We start from the raw sequence: 18,249 nt of genomic DNA, 5'->3' as shown, positions 1-18,249 counted from the left end.
GGACCAATCGTTGATTTAATTGCTGCTTTAGGACTTTAATTTCTTTATATAATTAAAAACAGAGTATATTTGTTATAAAAATCAAGCAAAACACTTTCGTCGAATTTATTAAGCGAAAGTGTTTTTACTTCAAGACATCCACAATCATTTGCTTTTTAAAATAAACAGAAATTGAAGTTTTACGTAAAGTATAAATGTCCCTCTAGTGCTATTATTTTTTCAATCCATCTGTAAGCACATCTAAATTATATTCAAGATATTTCAAATAAGTGTCTGCTTGCTCGCCTTTTTTACCTATTTCATCTGAATAGATTGGCTTTTTATAAATAGGTACACCAGTTTCGTTGGATACTGTTTTCATTGGACGTGTATCAACGTTAGATTCTACAAACAAAGTAGCAGGTTTATTACTTTTTATAAATTTAGTTAAATCTTTGATTTGGTTCGGTGTGCCATTTTCATCCGTATCGATTGGCCAAATATAACCCTCTTTTAGATCATAACGGTCAGTCAGATATTGAAAAGCTTGTTCACTAGCTACAAATACACGATCTTCTTTAGGAATACTACCGAGTTGTTGATTATAGTTATCCTCAATGTTATTTAATTTCTTTAAATATTCTTTTTCATTAGCTTCATAATAACTTTTATGTTTAGGGTTTTTTTCTGATAATGATTTTGTAATATTTTTAATCATTTTTTCCCCAACATTTGGGTCGATGAAAGCATGAGGATTTACTTCTTTGTTACCATCTTCGTCTTTAATGTATTTAGGTGAAACCCCTTCTGATACTTTAATAGCATTCTTTTTAGAAAAATCAGTAGAACTTAAAGCTTTAGAGAGCCAACCTTGATCTCCACCTTCTAAATTCAACCCATTATAAAAAACTAAATCAGCTTGAGATAAATGTTTAATGTCGCTTGGCTGTGGCTCGTAATCATGTGGATCTGTACCAGTAGGAACAAGATTGGTTACTTCAACATGTTTCCCACCTATTTCTTTAGCCATATCCTCAATCATTGAAAAACTTGTAACGACTTTAACTTTATCTTTATCAACAGCTTCCAACTTATCGTCAGAATCGGCATTTTTTTGATTATTGCCACATGCTGATAATATTATTGTTAATAAAGCTGTAGCTAAAATTAATATAATCTTTTTCATTGTGAGACCTCCTGTCTATGATTTAATCATTTTCCATAGCAATCCATTTTTCGGTGCTAAGAAGAATGTAATGATGAATATTATTGTAATTACTAACACGATGACTACGCCTGATGGTAAATTGAATGTCACGCTAAAGAACAGTCCAATCACAGATGACACCATACCTATTAATGCAGAAGTTAAGATCATCGTTGATAACCTTTTGGTCAATAAATATGCCGTAGATGCTGGCGTAATCAATAATGAAACAACTAAAATTACGCCTACCGTTTGTAGTGAAGCTACTGTTACTAATGTTAATAAAATCATAAGCGTATAATGAATAAACTTCACTGGTAAACCAGACGCAGCGGCCATTGTCGGATCAAAACTGGATAGTAAAAATTCTTTATAAAATACAATAATGATTATCAATACAATCGCTACTACAATAAATGTGATGGTTCTATCTTCTGGTTTCACGGTTAACACGTTACCAAATAAAATTTCAGTCAAATCGATGGCTGACTGTGCTTTAGTAATCAGTAATACACCCAGTGCTAAAAATGAAGAAAATACAATACCTATTGAAGAATCGCTCTTAATCTTACTGTTTTGATTAACAAAACCAATGCCTAATGCCGCTAACACCCCAAATACAACGGCTCCATAAAAGAAATTAATCCCTATCATATAAGAAATCGCCACGCCAGGTAGGACAGCATGTGAAATTGCGTCTCCCATTAAAGCAAGACTTCTAAGTACAATAAAGCACCCTATCACACCACAAATCATACCTATTACAATTGAAGTAATGAGCGCTCGTTGTAGAAAACTAAATTCAAATACATCGTGTATAAACTGACTAACCATGATGCGCCCCACTTTCTGAAGCGATTAAAATATCTGTACCGTAGGCAGCTTTTAAATTACTACTATTAAACACTGTCGCTACTGAACCAAAATCAATTAATCGTTTATTTAAAATAATTAAACTATCAAAATATTTCTCAACTTTAGACAAGTCATGATGAACAATTAAAATTGTTTTGCCTTTTTGAGATAACTCTTTCAACAATTCGACGATAATTTCTTCACTTGTAATATCGATACCTACAAAAGGTTCATCTAATAAAATAAGATCTGTTTGTTGAACGAGTGTTCTCGCAATAAGTACACGTTGAAATTGTCCACCCGATAACTCTCCAATTTGATTATCCTTATACTCAAACATATTTACTTTTTTAAGTGCCGCTTCAGCCTCATGCTTTTGTTGTTTACGCGGTAATTGCCACGGTTTTAATATCGGATAAAACCCTAACATCACGCAATCTAAAACTTTCATTGGAAATGTTGAATCAATATTACTTTTTTGTTCGACATATGAAATATTTTTAGGTTGCTTAGCTATTGGCAAATCGTTAAAACGAGCTATACCTTTATGAGGCATTAAATTAACTATGGACTTAATTAACGTTGTTTTGCCTGCCCCATTAGGCCCGACAATTCCTACAATTTGTCCTTTTATAAGTTGGAAAGAAACATCTTGTAACGCTTCTGTTTTATTTTCGTACGTTACAGATAAATTTTTTATATCTAGCATGAAATCAATCCTTTCCTTCTTTCCTGATATAAAAACAATAATATTAGGCTAACCTAATTTTAATGTTTAGTCAATAAAATCATTTTATTCAAAAGCATTATTATGCTCTAGTGCATATATTTAACTTTACATTTATTTTTAAATTCAAAATAATTAATAAATCGAATGTACTTGCATAGCATATAGGTTATTAGAATTAAGAACGTAATGTACGTGCAAGGTTTAGGTGATAGAGATTGTGAAGTTGGTGAAGTTGATGCAATAGGTGGTTGCTAAGAAGTTGCTCCTGAATAAAACAAAACACGAGAGCTTTTTAGTTTGCCTTTCGATGAATATGAGGCGTATTATTGTTAACCGGTTAACAATAAAGAGGTGTACTATGAATAAAGAAATCTTTGTAGCGAGTACGTTTATTTTTGGCACCTTCATTAAGTATAAATTCTTATAAAGAAGAAATATAAATATCACATAATGAAGTACAAGCAGACACCACCCAAGCTTGGTATGCGTACAATGGGTGCATTTCAAAAGCTGGAGACTTCGTATTAGATCAATCAGTTTATAATGGTCTTAAATCTGGGAACATTAATTTTAATGGCATTAAAGTTAATAGCAAGTATAGTTCTAAGACTATCAGTAAAAAGATTTACGACCAAGTTTTTCAACAAATAGATGGTAAATGAATAATATCGAATTTATTATACAAAATAAAGGAGTAATTTTTAACAGAGTATTTGTATCTTTAAATAATATAAAAAGTATGGAAATTAATACCTTTGATAATAATTTGACTTATGTCTTATAATTTATGGAGAAAGCATACAGAAAAAAATAAAGAAAGGAGTTCTGTATGAAAAAACATATTTTTATTATAGGTTCTGGTTTAAGTGGTTTAGTTACAGCAACAGAATTATTAAAAAAAGGACACAAAGTTACGATGCTTGACCAAGAACCTCGTCAAGCAATTGGAGGACAAGCATTTTGGTCATTTGGCGGTTTATTTCTTGTTAATTCTAAAATACAAAAAAGGTTAGGCGTCAAAGATTCATATGAATTAGCACTAAATGACTGGTTAAATACAGCTAAATTTGATCGTTTGAAAGATGAAGATTACTGGGCGTATCAATGGGCAAAATCTTATGTAAAGTTTGCAACATTTGAAAAAGAGGATTATTTAAAAGAAATGGGCATTAAACTAACCCCTATTTTAGGTTGGGCAGAAAGAGGTGGAACCTCGGCTTCCAACCATGGAAATTCAGTACCCCGTTTTCATGTAACGTGGGGGACTGGCCCAGGGTTAATAGAACCTTTTATTAAATATGTATTTAATAAAGAGAAAGAAAATCAGTTTGAATTCTTACCAAGACATCAAGTTGATGAAATAATTATTCAGAATAATGAAGTCAAACAAATTAAGGGAAACATCCTTGAACCAAGTGATGTGGAACGGGGGAGGCCATCATCTCGTAATATAATGGCTCACTTTTCTTTAGATGTAGATTATCTAGTAATTACAACAGGAGGAATAGGCGCTAATTTCGATATGATTAAAAAAAACTGGCCAAAACGTTTAGGAGCCCCTCCCGAAAATATGATTCAAGGCGTTCCTGACTCTACAGATGGTAAAGCTATAGAAATATCTGAGAATTCTGGCGTAAATGTAGTTAACAAAGATCGTATGTGGCATTATACAGAGGGAATTCAAAACCATAGCCCTATATGGAATAAGCATGGCATTAGAATTACCCCGGGCCCCTCATCACTATGGTTTGATGCTAGAGGCAATAGGCTGAAATCTCCGGACTATCCGGGATTTGATACTCTTCACACGTTAGAAAGTATTATGAGTACAGGATATGATTATTCATGGTTTATATTAACAGAAGATATTATAAAAAAAGAATTTATCCTTTCAGGATCCGAACAAAATCCAGATCTAACAAATAAAGATATTAAATTATTAATTAAAGAGAGGTTGCTAGGACGAGCTACAACTCCAGTAGTTAAATTTTTAGATAAAGGAGCAGATTTTGTAATAGCTGAAAATTTAAAAGATTTAGTCATCAAAATGAATGATATAACAAAAAATAAACTTATTGATTATGAAACAATAAAAGAGCAAATTGAAGCTCGTGATTTACAAATAGATAATAAATTTAATAAAGACCCCCAAGTCACTTTTATTAATGGGACTCGAAAATTTTTAGGAGATAAATTGATGCGTACAGCAAAGCCCCATAAAATTTTAGGGGGCAAAAATGGAAAGTTAATTGCAATTAAACTGCATATAATAAGCAGAAAAACATTAGGGGGTATTCAGACTGACTTAAATGGAAATGCTTTAGGTAAAAACAATAAACAAATTTTAGGACTATATGCTGCTGGTGAAGCCTCCGGATTTGGAGGGGGCGGATTACATGGATACAGAGCTTTAGAAGGAACATTTTTAGGCGGTTGTATCTTCAGTGGTATAAGAGTTGCAAAAGGTATAGACAAAAAATAAACTTTTAATAGAATTTGTGTCCTCCCCTACTACAACATTATAAGTGAACTAAAAAAGTATAGTGCCTATATCAACCCAAATCCCTGACTAATGGTATATCGAAAGAATATTTGGTGTGAGTGTCACTAGGCACCTCTTTATAATTTCTCTAAAGTGAATTATTCCTTCATGTTTTTAAAAAAGAGAAATAACAATTAGGCATATCTGTGCATATATAATTAATGTCATTACAAATGACTCAATATTATGGATAAAAAATAAGTAAATGTTTTAAATGAAATGGAAAAGTAGGGTAATATATCCATTTTACTAAAATGAATATATTATATAATCTTATAATACTACTAACATAGATCGTCTTAGTTCAATATAGTTCGATGTAAATGAGGGTTCTGAGACAGCATCTAAAAACTCATAATATTTGTCTGTTATGAGTTTTTAATAATAACACAAGAAAAAGCGTACGAATTCGTACGCTTTTTCTATATAATAATTGTTTCTCTAATGGAGGATATTAAAAAAATCTAAGTAAAATAATACCTATAATGATTAAAACAATTCCTATAGTTTTACGAAAAGTTATTTTTAGGTATTCCAAGTAAACCAAACTGATCAATAATTAAAGCCATTAGCATTTGACCTAACATACCAGCTATGGTGGTAAGCGCAGCACCTAAGTAAGGCATTAAAAAGATATTAACAGTTATAAAAATAACTCCAAAAATTACGTGTCGAAAATAAGTATGGACATGAGCATAGCAAACATTATAGTAATATCTTTAAATATATTAATTTAATTATAATAGATAAGGTTGATTGCCTTAAAGTACAACATTTAGAACAAGGAAGAGCTATTTATGATGAATGGAATTTATCAATGATATTTATTGGTATGCCAAGTATAAAGAAAGCAAGGTAGCATATTAAATTACGTTGTTTTTTCTCATTTATTAAGTAAAACCTTTCCCATATACAAACTAAAGTGACAATAGCATTTTACAAGCACTTTTTATTATTCGATTAGGGCAGGATCTAAATATACAAAAATAAAAATAATATAAACTAATCATTAATGTGACAAAATCGTAAGACAAATTCGATTTTCATTTTTTATTGCCCCTTGTATAATGTGCTTTATATTATTGGAAAAGAGGGATAAAATGAACGTACAAAAAGGTACAGCTTCGCTAACAAGAATTAACCTCATTGACGTTATACGTGGTATAGCTATTATAGGTATTCTATTAATTAATATTCACTTTTTTGAACCCTCTGATACAAAAAGTATAGATATTAACACATTTGATAGTAAAGTTATTAATTATATAGAAATGTTCAGTTTAAATAAATTTCATTTTATATTTGCTTTTTTGTTCGGTGTCAGTACTTCTATTTTTATAAATAATTTACAAAAAAAAGGGTTAACCATTTGGGTACATATCCGTCGAATGGTTCTTTTATTTATGGTAGGCGCATCAAGTTCCTTATTATGGGATGGTGATATTCTTAAACTATATGCAGTCATGGGCTTACTTTTACTAATTTTCCAAAAGATACGAAACACAATAAAACTAATTTGTGGTGTTTTTTTGATTATTTTGGGGAATTTTTTACCTGTATTAACGAAATTTTTAGAAATAAAAGGTATTCATATTCCTAATTTGCTTAATTCATTTGTTTTATTAATGGTCATGCTCTCAACATTAGGACATATGTTATTAGGACAAGCACTTTACTATATCGGTATTTTTACAAATAAAAGTTTATTGCCTAAATTAAAAAAATATTGGTTACTATTTTTAACACTTACCCTCCTTATATGGGTACTTGCATTATTCATTCAAAATAACGAATTACTGCATAGCTTTAATCAAAACAGTGGTCCTATTATTGGTATATTTTATATATTTACAATTTTATTACTATATCAAATTACACCAGTACAAAAATGCCTTTCTATATTGATTCCGTATGGGAAAATGGCATTCACGAATTACTTAGGCCAAACAATCATAGGCGTTGTTATTTTAACACCGATTCTTTCAAATTATACCGTCCATACTTATGGCATGCTTTTATTATATGTGGCAATTGTTGCATTTCAGGTTATTTTTTCATTCATATGGATGCATTATTTTTTATTTGGTCCATTAGAATGGTTATGGCGTTGTGGTACATATTTAAAAATTCAACCTATTAGAAAATCAAACAGCTTCTTATAAAACAATTAATCGTTTTAGAGTAAATCCTAAAGAAGATGCCCTATTAGAATCTTTATTTATTCAATTTCCCAGTCAATGCCTGAAACAAAATCTTATAGATGATAAGACTATTTTATTGATGGTACAAAACTGAAAGCTAATGCCAATAGATATAAATTTGTGTGGAAAAAGAGTATTCAAAACTATGAATCAAAAATGAATGAAGATTCTAAAGCGTTATATCATGAATTAGTGAAAGGCAAAATCATACCTAAGATTAAAGAAGTTAATGATTATGCATTAACACAAGAAGAAATAGATTTAATTTGTATTCATTTGGATAAAGAAATCAAAGATTTAAATCATCATATTGAACATGAAAAATGTACTCAGTTAAGAAAGCAAACACGTCAAAAGCGAACTAAAATCAAAAGATATAAAAGGTATGCCTATCGTCATGATAAATATGTATTTAGGAGAGATTTTAAATTATATGAATGCGATGATTGTTCAGAATGTCCACTAAAGAACAATTGTATAAAACCAAATTCAAAATCGAATAAAAAATAATGAGAAATTATAACTGGGAATATTTCAAAGCTCATATCAATCAAAAGCTTTTGGAATCAGAAACAAAAGAAATCTACAATCAAAGAAAATTGATGTAAAACCTGTTTTTAGATTTATGAAGGCTATTTTGGGGTTCACTCGAATGTCGGTGCGAGGCATAAATAAAGTCAAAAGAGCACTTGGATTTGTATTAATGGCACTTAATATAAGAAAAAGGCAATTTCAATAGAAATTGCCTTTTTCACTTGTCCAAGAACTTTATGTCCCATGCTCTTAATCGTTTCGAATTTCAAACCAGTAATAACAAAACTTAATTTATGAACAATTATCTATGGTACTTTGCTTTTCCCTTCTCCACTTTGTTTAAATCTATTGGTAATTATCACTAAGTTTAAGCAAATGCTGTGCGTTTTTATAATTAATTTTGTCTTGGTCTTCTTCCGATAACCCTAATTCCTCTAAAAATGTTCCAAGCTCTTCAGGTTTAATATATGGATAGTCAGCAGCGTAAAGCATTCTATCTATGCCAAATGCATTTTTAACCATTTCAAATTGTGGCTGCGTCAGCATACCGCTCGGTGTAATATAAAAATGATTTTTAAAGTATTCACTTATAGGCTGTAAGAGATGGTCTGAAAGAAGTGCTTCATCCATTCTCTCTAGGAAAAATGGAATAAACTCTCCCCAATGTCCAATAATCATTTGCAAATTAGGATATTTATCGAAAACACCACCTAAAACAAGGTGGATGGCGTGGATACCGACATCAACGTGCCATCCATAGCCAAAGGAGGCAAATGAAGCGGCAGTAGCATCTGAATATGCATCGCTTTTGTAATATGCTTGATAAATATCCGCATTAACTGGAGCAGGATGTAAATATATAGGCACGCCCAATGCTTCAGCCTTAGCAAAAATAACATCATATTTTTCTTGCTCTAAAAAACCATCTAAAGGGCGTCCTGCTATTAGTACACCTTTAAAATTTAATTGCGTAATTGCCCTCTCTAATTCTTCAGCCGCTGCTTGGGGTTCATTAATGGGTATACAGGCAAACCCAAGAAAACGTTCTGGATACATTTCGATATAATTATACAATTTATCGTTAGCATACCGACAGAGCTCAATTGCTTTTTCTCCTGTCAGGTTAGACGGCGCGCCATTACCATAAGATAATATTTGGACTGCTACGTTATGTTCATCCATAAATTTGATTCGCTGTTCATGGTTCTGTAGCTCATCATCATCCGTAAAACCTGTTTTATTTTCTAAAGCCTCTAACATAGTCTGTAAAGGTACGCCTTCTGGGTCAGGTTGTACAAATTTTGCCATTTCGTCTTTAACTTCTGGTAATATAAAATGTTCTTCAAAAGTAATACTTTTCATATACTCACAGCCTTCTTTTTCAATATATTTTTAAAGTAATTATAACTTTTAACTATGTGAAATCGTGCCATTCTAATTGTTGGAGCCAATCATCAAAATTAAGTAGTGGAGGATTTACCTTACGTAATTCAGCTATATTAGCCTCATAGCCTTCATATTCAAACCATTCGAACATTTTCATCATTTGTTGGAACTTTTTACGCGCATCTACTATTTCACAAGATACTTCAAATTTCTCACTTAACTTTTTAGCTATTTCATTTAAAGTAATTTCTTCACCCGCTAATTCCATAGCTTTGCCTATATATTGTTTAGGTTGACTAAAAGCAATAACGGCAAAAGCACCGATGTCTTGTACAGCAAGCATCTGTAATGGTATTTTAGAATCCATAAAGCCTTGCATCACTATTTTGTCGTCTTGCACTTTCGCAAAACCAGTGAAATTATCCATGAAAAATGTATGGCGTAAGATTGTATATGGTAAATCTAATGTACGAATATGTTCTTCAATTTGCCATTTACTTGCAAAATTATCAGCTCCACTATATCTTTCAGCGCCAGCAGCTGATCCGTATACAAAATGAGTAGTACCTACTTGCTTAGCTACATCTGCTATCATTTTTCCTTGTTGTACTTCTTTTTCAGGGTCTTTAGGATCAAATGATTGTACGCTGTATACACCATAAACATTTTCCATTGCTTCGACAAGAGACTGCTTATCATTCATATCTGCTTGTACAATAACAGCTCCATCTTGTTCTAATTCTTTTATCGCAGATTGGTTAGGATTCCGCGTCATAGCATGCACAATCCAACCATCAGACAGTAAACTTTTAGCAACTGCATTGCCTTGGTTTCCGGAAGCGCCTATTACTAAAATGTTTTTATTGTTTTCCATCATAATCACCTTTCATCTCATTGTTTAATCAAAATATTACGTCCATATCGATAATATTGTTTCTGAAAAACCTTCTGGCTTCTGAATATATCCTAAATGTCCGCCAGGTATGTCGACGATTTTAATGCCCGTTTGTTCAGCAATATAGAAATTGACATCTTGAGGAAATGAACCCTTAGAGTCAATGCCATTTAATAACGTTATGAGGTCTTTATACTGTGATAAATCTTCTAATTTAATATCAGAGTGTGTGTACTGTCTAATTTCATATTCCGCCCAAAACATCATACGTTCATATTGTTCTTTTTGCGCTTCTTCATCCTCGGAAACAGGTTGCGACATACTTTTTTCATCGATTGCTGAAATATTCAGTATTTCTCCAAAAGTTTTCATACCTGCTTGCAACCCTTCAGTTAAAACTTGTTCTACAATTTCAACATTTTTATCTTTCCAATATTTACTATTTGGTAAAAAAGTATTAATTGGTGGCTCATGAAAAGCAATTTGTTGAATTACTTCTGGATAATCTTTTAAAACATGCATGGTAACAATAGCGCCAGAACTAGAACCAAGTAGATATACTGGTTCATCACTTAAATACTTAGCCAGTTCTGCAATATCTTTAGCATCACGCTTAACACGGTAATCGTCATCAGGTTTTTGCGCTCGTTCAGGAAGAGGTTCAGTTAATTCACTATGACCATAGTCACGACGGTCTACAGCTACGACGGTAAAGTTACCTTTCAAGTGCTCTGCTAAAGGTAAAAATATATCACCTGTGCCATTGGCTCCTGGCACTAAAATAAGTACAGGGCCTTTGCCTACTTTATAATAATTTAATGTCGCGCCTTCTAGTTCTAATTTATTCATCAATAACGCCTCCTAATTTTTACTAATTTACTAAATTTTAATTAGATGATAAATCAATAAATTATTTTTAGTTCATTAGCATGTATTATATGGTTCATTTTATATTAACGCCCTTTTAAAAATTAAACACACTTTTTGAAAATATGTTTAATTTTTAAATTTGATCTAATTTGCCTTTATCTTCATATACAAAAATATGTGTATATGCTGCGATATTATTCATTACCGTCTAAAGCTTCTCTTAACGTCTCTGCTAATTCAAATGGGGCATGTTCACCAAGTAATACATCAAGGAATTCATCTGCATTCGCTGCCGCTATTTCACTACGTGGGAACATTGGTGCTTCATATTCGGCAATAGCTTCTTCAATATTATCAAGATTATCTGCGATAGCTTGTCCTAATTTCGCGCCATCAAACATCGCTAAGTTTGCGCCTTCTCCTGCTGGTGGCATAAGATGAGCCGCATCCCCAATAAGCGTCACTCCAGGTACATGCTTCCAACGATGACCAATAGGTAAGGCATATACTTTACGTAAAACAGGTGCTGTTTCACTATCATTAATTAATGCTGTCAGCTCTTTAGGCCAGCCTTCAAATTCTGCTGCAACTTGAGCTATCGCAGTTTCTGGGTTTTCAAAGTCTATTTCATCAAACCATGCTTTGGAACGTTTCAGTGAGACATACGTATGAATAATGTTGTTAGGCTCTCTATGTGCTTGAAACCCTTTGCCGGGTGATAAAGCATACATTGCGCCGTCTCCAACGATATTTGCCGCATCGGTATGTTTTTCATCAACATCATATAAATACGTTTCTACAGAGGCAACCCCGGTATATTCCGGTGTTGCTTCTGATAATAATGGACGCACTTTAGAAAAAGCACCATCTGCACCTACCAATACATTTGTAGTCACTGTAGAACCATCCGCAAATGTCAATTCATGTTGACCGTCTCTAAGTGTTTGGATATTTGTTAATTTTTTATCCCACTGGATTGTGCCTTCGGGTAAAGAAGCTAGTAAAATATTACGTAAATCTCCACGAAGCACTTCAGGACGGCCGTGTGTGCCATCATCTGGGTCATCGAGTAAAATATTACCCTCCTTATCTACGACACGTGATGCTTCGCCGCCTTCTTGAATGATTGCTTTGAATTCGTTTGTTAATTCTGCGATTTCAAGTGCAATTTGACCATCACGTTCGTGAATATCAAGTTTGCCGCCTTGTGTACGTGCTGCTGTGGAAGCTTCTGCTTCATAAATTGTGACTGGAACGCCTTGAAGATATAACACACGTGCTAATACAAGACCTCCCATACCTGCGCCCACAATTGTAACAGGTGCTTTGATTTGTTTAGATATATTTTCAATAGTCATTTTTAAATCGCTCCTTTTTCTAATAATTAAATAAAAAATAGCTCATTTTCCTACAATGGTTATATTGTATGAAAATGAGCATGACTAACATCGAAATAAAATATTAGTGATTTGGTATTACTGGTACAAGTAGATGTGAATCATAGTCCCCACCTGTATAAATGTTGTGTGTACCTTGATTGACTGTTTCGTCATGTTCATAACGTGTTTTTAGTCCAGGTGTACTATTACCTTTAACAACTTCACTTGCTTTAACGACAACTTGGATGCTTTCACCTTGTTTGAATAATGTACCAGAAGGTAGTATTTCAACTTCTACAGGTACGATTTCATCTTTATTGAGTTTAGCTTCTTTTTCATGTGTATGCCATGGTTGTAGTGGCGTAGATTTATCTTGATCTAATTCTCGATGAGATACACGTAACCAACCTGTAGCGACTTGTCCGTCTTCAATATGATTAAAGTCAGGGAAGTTCACTTCTTCACCTTGACGATTTATTTTTTTAATACCTACAAATAAATCCATATCATCAGCTTCGTCGGCAGAAATCCATAGTTTCAATTTCATATTGCCTGTAAGTTCTGTATCTTGATCAAACGCAGTGCTAAATCTGACTTCATCATTATCTTCAACTTCACTGTCATAAGAAACTTTAGCTGTGTCTTGAGGTTTTGAAGTATTGAGTGACATTGTTTGACCATCTAAATATAAAGCTGTTTCTTTCGTATTTGGAATTGGGAAATCGCTCGTATATTTTGTGTAACCTTGATAGAATTTATCTCTGACTTCGTAACTCACTTTAGGCGTATCTTGCCAATCGTTGTCGATGCCCTTGAGATAGTAGTCGAAGAAATCTTTTTGTTGTTCAAGAGATTCGCGTGCATAATAAGTTTCCCATTCTTTACGTCCGTGGATTTTAAGCCATTTATCTTTGGAAGAAGCTTGTTTAAACCCTTCGAATGTACCACGGTTGTGCAATCCTTGTGTAGACCAGCTTGCACAAACAAATATTGGCACTTTAATGGCAGAAAGGTCTGCTTGTTTGCCTTTCCAATAATCATCAAATAAAGGATGATTTTTTTGGGAACCTTTTAAATCTTCGATGTCTGAATCTGGCCATCTATTAATAAGCCCATCGTGCCAAAATCTGTAAAAGCCTGTATCAGGAATACCACCATGGAAAGCAACTTCACGATACATATCGTTCAAACCTTCCCAAGGGATGATTGCTTTAAGGTGAGAAGGGTTTAATGAAGCCACCCACCATTGTGTAACTGCTAAATAAGAAACACCATTGGTACCAACATTGCCGTTACTCCACTCTTGTTGACCAGCCCATTCAATTACCTCGGCATAGTCTTTTGCTTCTGAAAGACCCCAAGGGTATAAAGATCCTTTTGATTTAGCGCTACCGCGTAGCGCAACTTTAACAACTACATAATCATTAGGAACCCAAAAACCAGGATCTGGTGATTCTTCAGGCGTGATGCTTGAAGTTGGTATCGCTCCTAATGTTGGCCAAAGTGCACCCATATTATTAATATTTGGTTTATTGTCTTTACCATACGTGTCTGCAGACATTACTACTGGAAATTGACCTGCTTTATTGGGACGGATAACGTTAACATATAATTCTGCACCATCTGACATTGGTACAGCAACATCTTTTTCCATAATCATTTCTTGATTACCGTATTGTATACTGTCAACAACTATATGATTTGTACCTTCTTTAATCTCTTCAATAGGTGTTGCAGTTAATTTTGAATTACCTAACATTTGTTTAGCCATTTAAATCATTCCTTTCATATAAAATAATTACTTGTTTTTCAATACACTTTTACCTTATATTCATAACAAGTAATAAACAACAAGCAAGTGTATGATAACTGTTTGAAAAACAACAATCTGTATAATATTGTTGTCTAAAAGAGCATATTAGAGGAGGAAAACCCTTATGGTTCAAGACCGTAGAATACGTAAATCTCAACAAACAATTAAAATAAATTTTTTAGAACTATTAGAAACAGTTTCCTTTGAAAATATCACTGTACAGCAGCTTGCTGATTTGGCAGATATAAATCGTAGTACTTTTTATGCTTATTATGTAGATAAATATGATTTATTAGAAAATATGGAAAATGAAAAAATTGATGAACTCCAAGCATTTATAAATAAACAACATAAAGCTATTGGAGAAAACAGTCCAGCTTATATGGTTAAAAATATTATGACTTATTTGATTGAACATATTGATGCAAATATAGGGTTCTACAAAACAATGTTTAGTATTGGAAAGGTTTCAATGTTGCAAGAGAAGTTACATATGCTTATTCAAAATCATCTAAGCGCATATAAAAGTAAAGACAATAAAATAGGAGATATGCCTTTCGACTATTTTATGAGTTATGTTTCTGGAGCAGGAATTGCACTATTGAAACATTGGGTTCAAGATGAGAAAAGAATTAAAAAAGAGGATTTTATTCATCATTTTTATAATATTGTTACGGAAGGAACTATAGGCATTGTTAAAAAGTCAGTTTAGACGTCTCTATGTTTTAAATCTCTATTATTTTTAATGTGTTATCATTAATTTACTAATCGAACCCATATTAAAAATGGCCACATCCATAGCATATCTATGAATGCGACCATTAGGTGGTTTTAATTATTTAGTTGACTGTGTGCAGTTCACATATATTTCTCTAAGTCTTTTATTTATTTTCTAGATTTTTATTTACGATTGCTTTTTTAGATGGAATAGGAACAATGAAACTGGAAAAAGGTATTTTACTTATTAAATAAATCGATAATACTGAAACACATAATACAATGATATATGAAGCAACAAATGTAGATGGATTATTTACAATATCAACATATGGAGTTTGTCTGTATACCATAATTATAAAAACGTGAATTAAATAAATCCCCATAGAATAATTACCTATAACCGTTAAAGTTTGAGTTAGCAACGAATAATTTTTTACATGATTATAAAATATGATTAATAAAGCAAGAAAAATTGGTATATATATGATATTAGCAACATTCGTCGAACCATATAAATTTGTAATATCAATTTTAATAATTAAATCGATAAATAGAAGTATCCCAATAATTTTGAAATATATTTGATATTTTAAAACGATATCATTAATTTCCTTATAATACTTCGCATAACCGATACCGAGGAAAAAGAAAGATACCCAATTTAAGATAAATGCTTTACTATTAACAAACGTATTCAACATTTCACTATGCAAAGTAACTGCGCCACTACCATAGCTTAACCAAAGCACATTAATAAGCGTTCCTATTATATATGCAATAATAAGTGGCGCTCCTTTTTTCAGTTTATGCACAAAAGGAAATAATACATAAAATTGAATCACTACTAAAATAAAGTACAAATGAATTTCTGCAGTCCCTAAAAGATAATATTTAATTATTGGTGTTCCTGCTGGATAATATGTATTCGATAAAAGCATTCTCAATATGATATATAAAGTAGTCCAAAGTATATAGGGTATTAAAATTTTTGTGAATCTAGATTTAATAAAATAAGGTAGTTCAAACTCACGCTTTAGTGTCGAGCTTGTAAGTAAAAACGCACTAATTACTGCAAAAATAGGCGTCCCTAACCTCGCTATTTGATTAAAATAAGATAAAATTGGATCTACGATAACCCCATTAGAATTATATAATTGTGCTGTTAAATGTATACAAAGCACTAACATCGTTGCTATAGCTCTTATGACAGGGATTTCTCCATAGTATTTCATAAACTGCACCTCTAAACTTGTTATAAGCATTTTGTGAATTTAATAAAATTACAACTAACTGATGATAACATGTATTATAAAATTAAAATACAACTAATGTTTAATTTTAATTTGAAATCTATACAATTAACCTACGAATAATTAAGATATGTTTATATCCATCCCCTCGTCCAACTATAATAAGTAGCTCTTTTATGATTTTCAAAATATAGGATGCACTTTATCTTCTTATTGTTTATATAATTGAAAAATTTTAATAAAAAGAGGACAGGATGGAAACTAAAATTTTCAAATTAGTTTCTTAACCCTGTCCTCATAGTACTGGCTAGATAGCTATTATATATTTATTTGCTCGTGATAAATTATGCTTTTATATTTTTAGGAATAATGATTTGCGCTACAATGATGCCAATAATCATTAGAGCTACACCTGTAATCATTGACCAAGCAGCTGCTACGCTAGCACTATTTGAAACTTGTAATGTCGCGAAAATAGTCGTGTACATTGCTATACCAAAGGCGCCGCCTAAAGTGGCACTCATTTTATAAAGACCTGATGCAAGTCCGACCTTTTCATCAGGAATAGTTAATATCGCAACAGTTAAACCAGGCGTCGCACATAAACCATTACCAATGGCACAAATGACAAAACCAAACGTAACTGCTGCAATATACCATTCAGATGGTAAAATAGTTAAACTGATAAATATAATCCCAATTGCAGGAAAAGCTGGCCCTAATAGTAACATTGGTTTCCCACCGTGCTTTATCGCAATCTTCTCGCCTAAACGAATCATTAAAATTGCCATAACCACATAAGGCACCGTAACTAATCCCGACTGGAATGAACTCAACCCTAGTTCAGTCTGGGCATACATATTAAATACCGTTGTGATGCCTACAGCCGAGTTTAAAACAAAATTTATCACAGATGATCCCATTAAACCACGATTGCGGAATAATTCAAAATCTATAAATGGTAAGTGTTTACGACGCTCAAAAAAGTAAAATATAATTGTTGAAATAACAAAGATACTTAAACAAATCATTGAAAAAGGACTTGTCCAACCTTGTTCAAAGCCTTGTGTTGCAAATAAAGTAATACTGCCTATAAGTACCGCAAATATTAACATACCTACATAATCGAAAGGTCGTTTGTCTATAACTTCCTTAGCTTCTTCTTTTGTACCAAGTAATAATATAAAGGCAATAGTTGCAATAATGATAGACAGTATAAAGTTAGATTGCCAATTAATATATGTAGCAATCAATCCTCCAACCATAGAGGCTAAACCTATGCCACCTACACTACCAATCATTAAATAACTGAAAGCTCTACGTAATGCTTTACCATTAAATTGATCGTTGAACACACCAACTGTTGAAGGTAATAATATAGCTGCAGAGACCCCTTGCAAAATTCTACCAATAAGTAGTAGTGCTGTAATATCAGAAATAATAATTAATAGTGAGCCTATAATACTTAAAACAATGCCAATATAAGTCATTTTTAAGCGGCCAATTTTATCTGATATATCGCCCGCACCCACCATAAAAATACCGGTTGCAAAAGAAGTGATACTCACAGATAAATTCAAAATTCCTGGAGTAGTATGATAAGTCTGTTGAACTGGTGTTGATATATTTATAAACGATTGGGCAAACAGCCAATACGTTAATATACTTAAGACAATTGCTAAAATCAATTTATTGCCAGAGCGTGAATGTTCGCTTGTGCTCATGATGTAAAACGCCTCCTAATATCAATAATAAAGCTAGAACAACGAAAGTTTCTTAAAAACCTCTCCTCATTCTGCTCCTAACTGATAATATCACATAAGCAATGAATTATCGTGAGCATTATAAAGTTTTCAATTAATTTTTAGCAGTATTTTTATATTTTTAA

14 protein-coding genes and 3 pseudogenes are annotated in these 18,249 nt (G+C 32.3%); 6 read left to right on the top strand and 11 right to left on the bottom strand.

Annotation, left to right across the window (positions count from 1 at the left end; all coding sequences use genetic code 11):
* Nucleotides 1-211: 211 nt before the first annotated feature.
* Genes ACSUE0_RS01480 through ACSUE0_RS01470 form a run of 3 tightly spaced genes read right to left on the bottom strand, consistent with a single transcriptional unit; the run spans nucleotide 212 to nucleotide 2,750 of the window.
* Entirely contained in the window at nucleotides 212-1,165 is a 954-nt protein-coding gene (locus ACSUE0_RS01480) for a metal ABC transporter substrate-binding protein (RefSeq protein WP_436955756.1), read from the bottom strand.
* 15 nt (nucleotides 1,166-1,180) lie between these two features.
* Entirely contained in the window at nucleotides 1,181-2,020 is an 840-nt protein-coding gene (locus tag ACSUE0_RS01475) for a metal ABC transporter permease (RefSeq protein WP_436955754.1), read from the bottom strand.
* Complete coding sequence (locus ACSUE0_RS01470; RefSeq protein WP_119613670.1) at nucleotides 2,013-2,750, bottom strand: metal ABC transporter ATP-binding protein; 738 nt, start codon at nucleotides 2,748-2,750, stop codon at nucleotides 2,013-2,015. The genes ACSUE0_RS01475 and ACSUE0_RS01470 overlap by 8 nt, the downstream gene beginning before the upstream one ends.
* 461 nt (nucleotides 2,751-3,211) lie before the next feature.
* Here ACSUE0_RS01470 and isaB point away from each other — a divergent pair, with 461 nt between their 5' ends.
* Both isaB and ACSUE0_RS01460 read left to right on the top strand, forming a co-directional pair.
* Nucleotides 3,212-3,433: an immunodominant staphylococcal antigen IsaB family protein gene (gene isaB, locus ACSUE0_RS01465; protein WP_436955988.1), complete on the top strand. Its 222-nt coding sequence runs from the start codon at nucleotides 3,212-3,214 to the stop codon at nucleotides 3,431-3,433.
* Between the two features lie 167 nt (nucleotides 3,434-3,600).
* On the top strand, nucleotides 3,601-5,253 hold the full coding sequence (locus tag ACSUE0_RS01460) for an FAD-binding dehydrogenase (RefSeq protein WP_119613671.1): 1,653 nt from the start codon (nucleotides 3,601-3,603) through the stop codon (nucleotides 5,251-5,253).
* 514 nt (nucleotides 5,254-5,767) lie between these two features.
* Here ACSUE0_RS01460 and ACSUE0_RS01455 read toward each other — a convergent pair.
* Nucleotides 5,768-5,993, bottom strand: a pseudogene (locus tag ACSUE0_RS01455) (DMT family transporter); the annotation flags it as partial.
* Between ACSUE0_RS01455 and ACSUE0_RS01450 the strand changes: the two are divergent.
* The 3 genes and pseudogenes from ACSUE0_RS01450 to ACSUE0_RS01440 all read left to right on the top strand — a co-directional run.
* Nucleotides 5,972-6,163, top strand: a pseudogene (locus ACSUE0_RS01450) (AAA family ATPase); the annotation flags it as partial. The pseudogenes ACSUE0_RS01455 and ACSUE0_RS01450 sit on opposite strands and share 22 nt — an antisense overlap.
* A gap of 217 nt (nucleotides 6,164-6,380) precedes the next feature.
* A complete protein-coding gene (locus tag ACSUE0_RS01445; protein WP_436955751.1) occupies nucleotides 6,381-7,475 on the top strand; it encodes a DUF418 domain-containing protein in 1,095 nt (364 codons plus the stop codon).
* A pseudogene (locus ACSUE0_RS01440) lies at nucleotides 7,447-8,253 on the top strand (transposase); the annotation flags it as partial. The gene ACSUE0_RS01445 and the pseudogene ACSUE0_RS01440, both read left to right, overlap by 29 nt.
* Nucleotides 8,254-8,393: 140 nt before the next feature.
* Here the strand turns inward: ACSUE0_RS01440 and ACSUE0_RS01435 are convergent.
* From ACSUE0_RS01435 to ACSUE0_RS01415, 5 genes are all read right to left on the bottom strand, one after another.
* Nucleotides 8,394-9,410 carry an amidohydrolase family protein gene (locus ACSUE0_RS01435; RefSeq protein WP_436955749.1) on the bottom strand — a complete coding sequence of 339 codons (1,017 nt, stop codon included), beginning with the start codon at nucleotides 9,408-9,410 and terminating at the stop codon, nucleotides 8,394-8,396.
* A gap of 52 nt (nucleotides 9,411-9,462) precedes the next feature.
* Nucleotides 9,463-10,308 (bottom strand): NmrA/HSCARG family protein, encoded by an 846-nt coding sequence (locus ACSUE0_RS01430; RefSeq protein ID WP_436955747.1) that lies wholly within the window; start codon nucleotides 10,306-10,308, stop codon nucleotides 9,463-9,465.
* Nucleotides 10,309-10,344: 36 nt separating this feature from the next.
* Nucleotides 10,345-11,178, bottom strand: a complete 834-nt coding sequence (locus ACSUE0_RS01425; RefSeq protein ID WP_436955745.1) for an alpha/beta hydrolase — start codon at nucleotides 11,176-11,178, stop codon at nucleotides 10,345-10,347.
* 215 nt (nucleotides 11,179-11,393) lie between these two features.
* The gene (locus ACSUE0_RS01420; protein WP_436955743.1) at nucleotides 11,394-12,557 is read right to left on the bottom strand and encodes an FAD-dependent oxidoreductase; all 1,164 of its coding nucleotides are present in this window, start codon (nucleotides 12,555-12,557) and stop codon (nucleotides 11,394-11,396) included.
* 103 nt (nucleotides 12,558-12,660) lie between these two features.
* On the bottom strand, nucleotides 12,661-14,349 hold the full coding sequence (locus tag ACSUE0_RS01415) for a CocE/NonD family hydrolase (protein WP_436955741.1): 1,689 nt from the start codon (nucleotides 14,347-14,349) through the stop codon (nucleotides 12,661-12,663).
* 166 nt (nucleotides 14,350-14,515) lie between these two features.
* Here ACSUE0_RS01415 and ACSUE0_RS01410 point away from each other — a divergent pair, with 166 nt between their 5' ends.
* Nucleotides 14,516-15,103 (top strand): TetR/AcrR family transcriptional regulator, encoded by a 588-nt coding sequence (locus ACSUE0_RS01410; protein ID WP_436955739.1) that lies wholly within the window; start codon nucleotides 14,516-14,518, stop codon nucleotides 15,101-15,103.
* A gap of 169 nt (nucleotides 15,104-15,272) precedes the next feature.
* Here the strand turns inward: ACSUE0_RS01410 and ACSUE0_RS01405 are convergent, their stop codons facing one another.
* Both ACSUE0_RS01405 and ACSUE0_RS01400 read right to left on the bottom strand, forming a co-directional pair.
* Nucleotides 15,273-16,343, bottom strand: a complete 1,071-nt coding sequence (locus ACSUE0_RS01405) for an acyltransferase (protein ID WP_436955737.1) — start codon at nucleotides 16,341-16,343, stop codon at nucleotides 15,273-15,275.
* A gap of 362 nt (nucleotides 16,344-16,705) precedes the next feature.
* A complete protein-coding gene (locus ACSUE0_RS01400; protein WP_119614590.1) occupies nucleotides 16,706-18,085 on the bottom strand; it encodes an MFS transporter in 1,380 nt (459 codons plus the stop codon).
* Between the last annotated feature and the right edge of the window lie 164 nt (nucleotides 18,086-18,249).

This window comes from Staphylococcus sp. AS1337, from assembly GCF_051408735.1.
Lineage (GTDB): Bacteria > Bacillota > Bacilli > Staphylococcales > Staphylococcaceae > Staphylococcus > Staphylococcus xylosus_B.
This window is presented reverse-complemented; position numbering and strand designations above follow the sequence as displayed.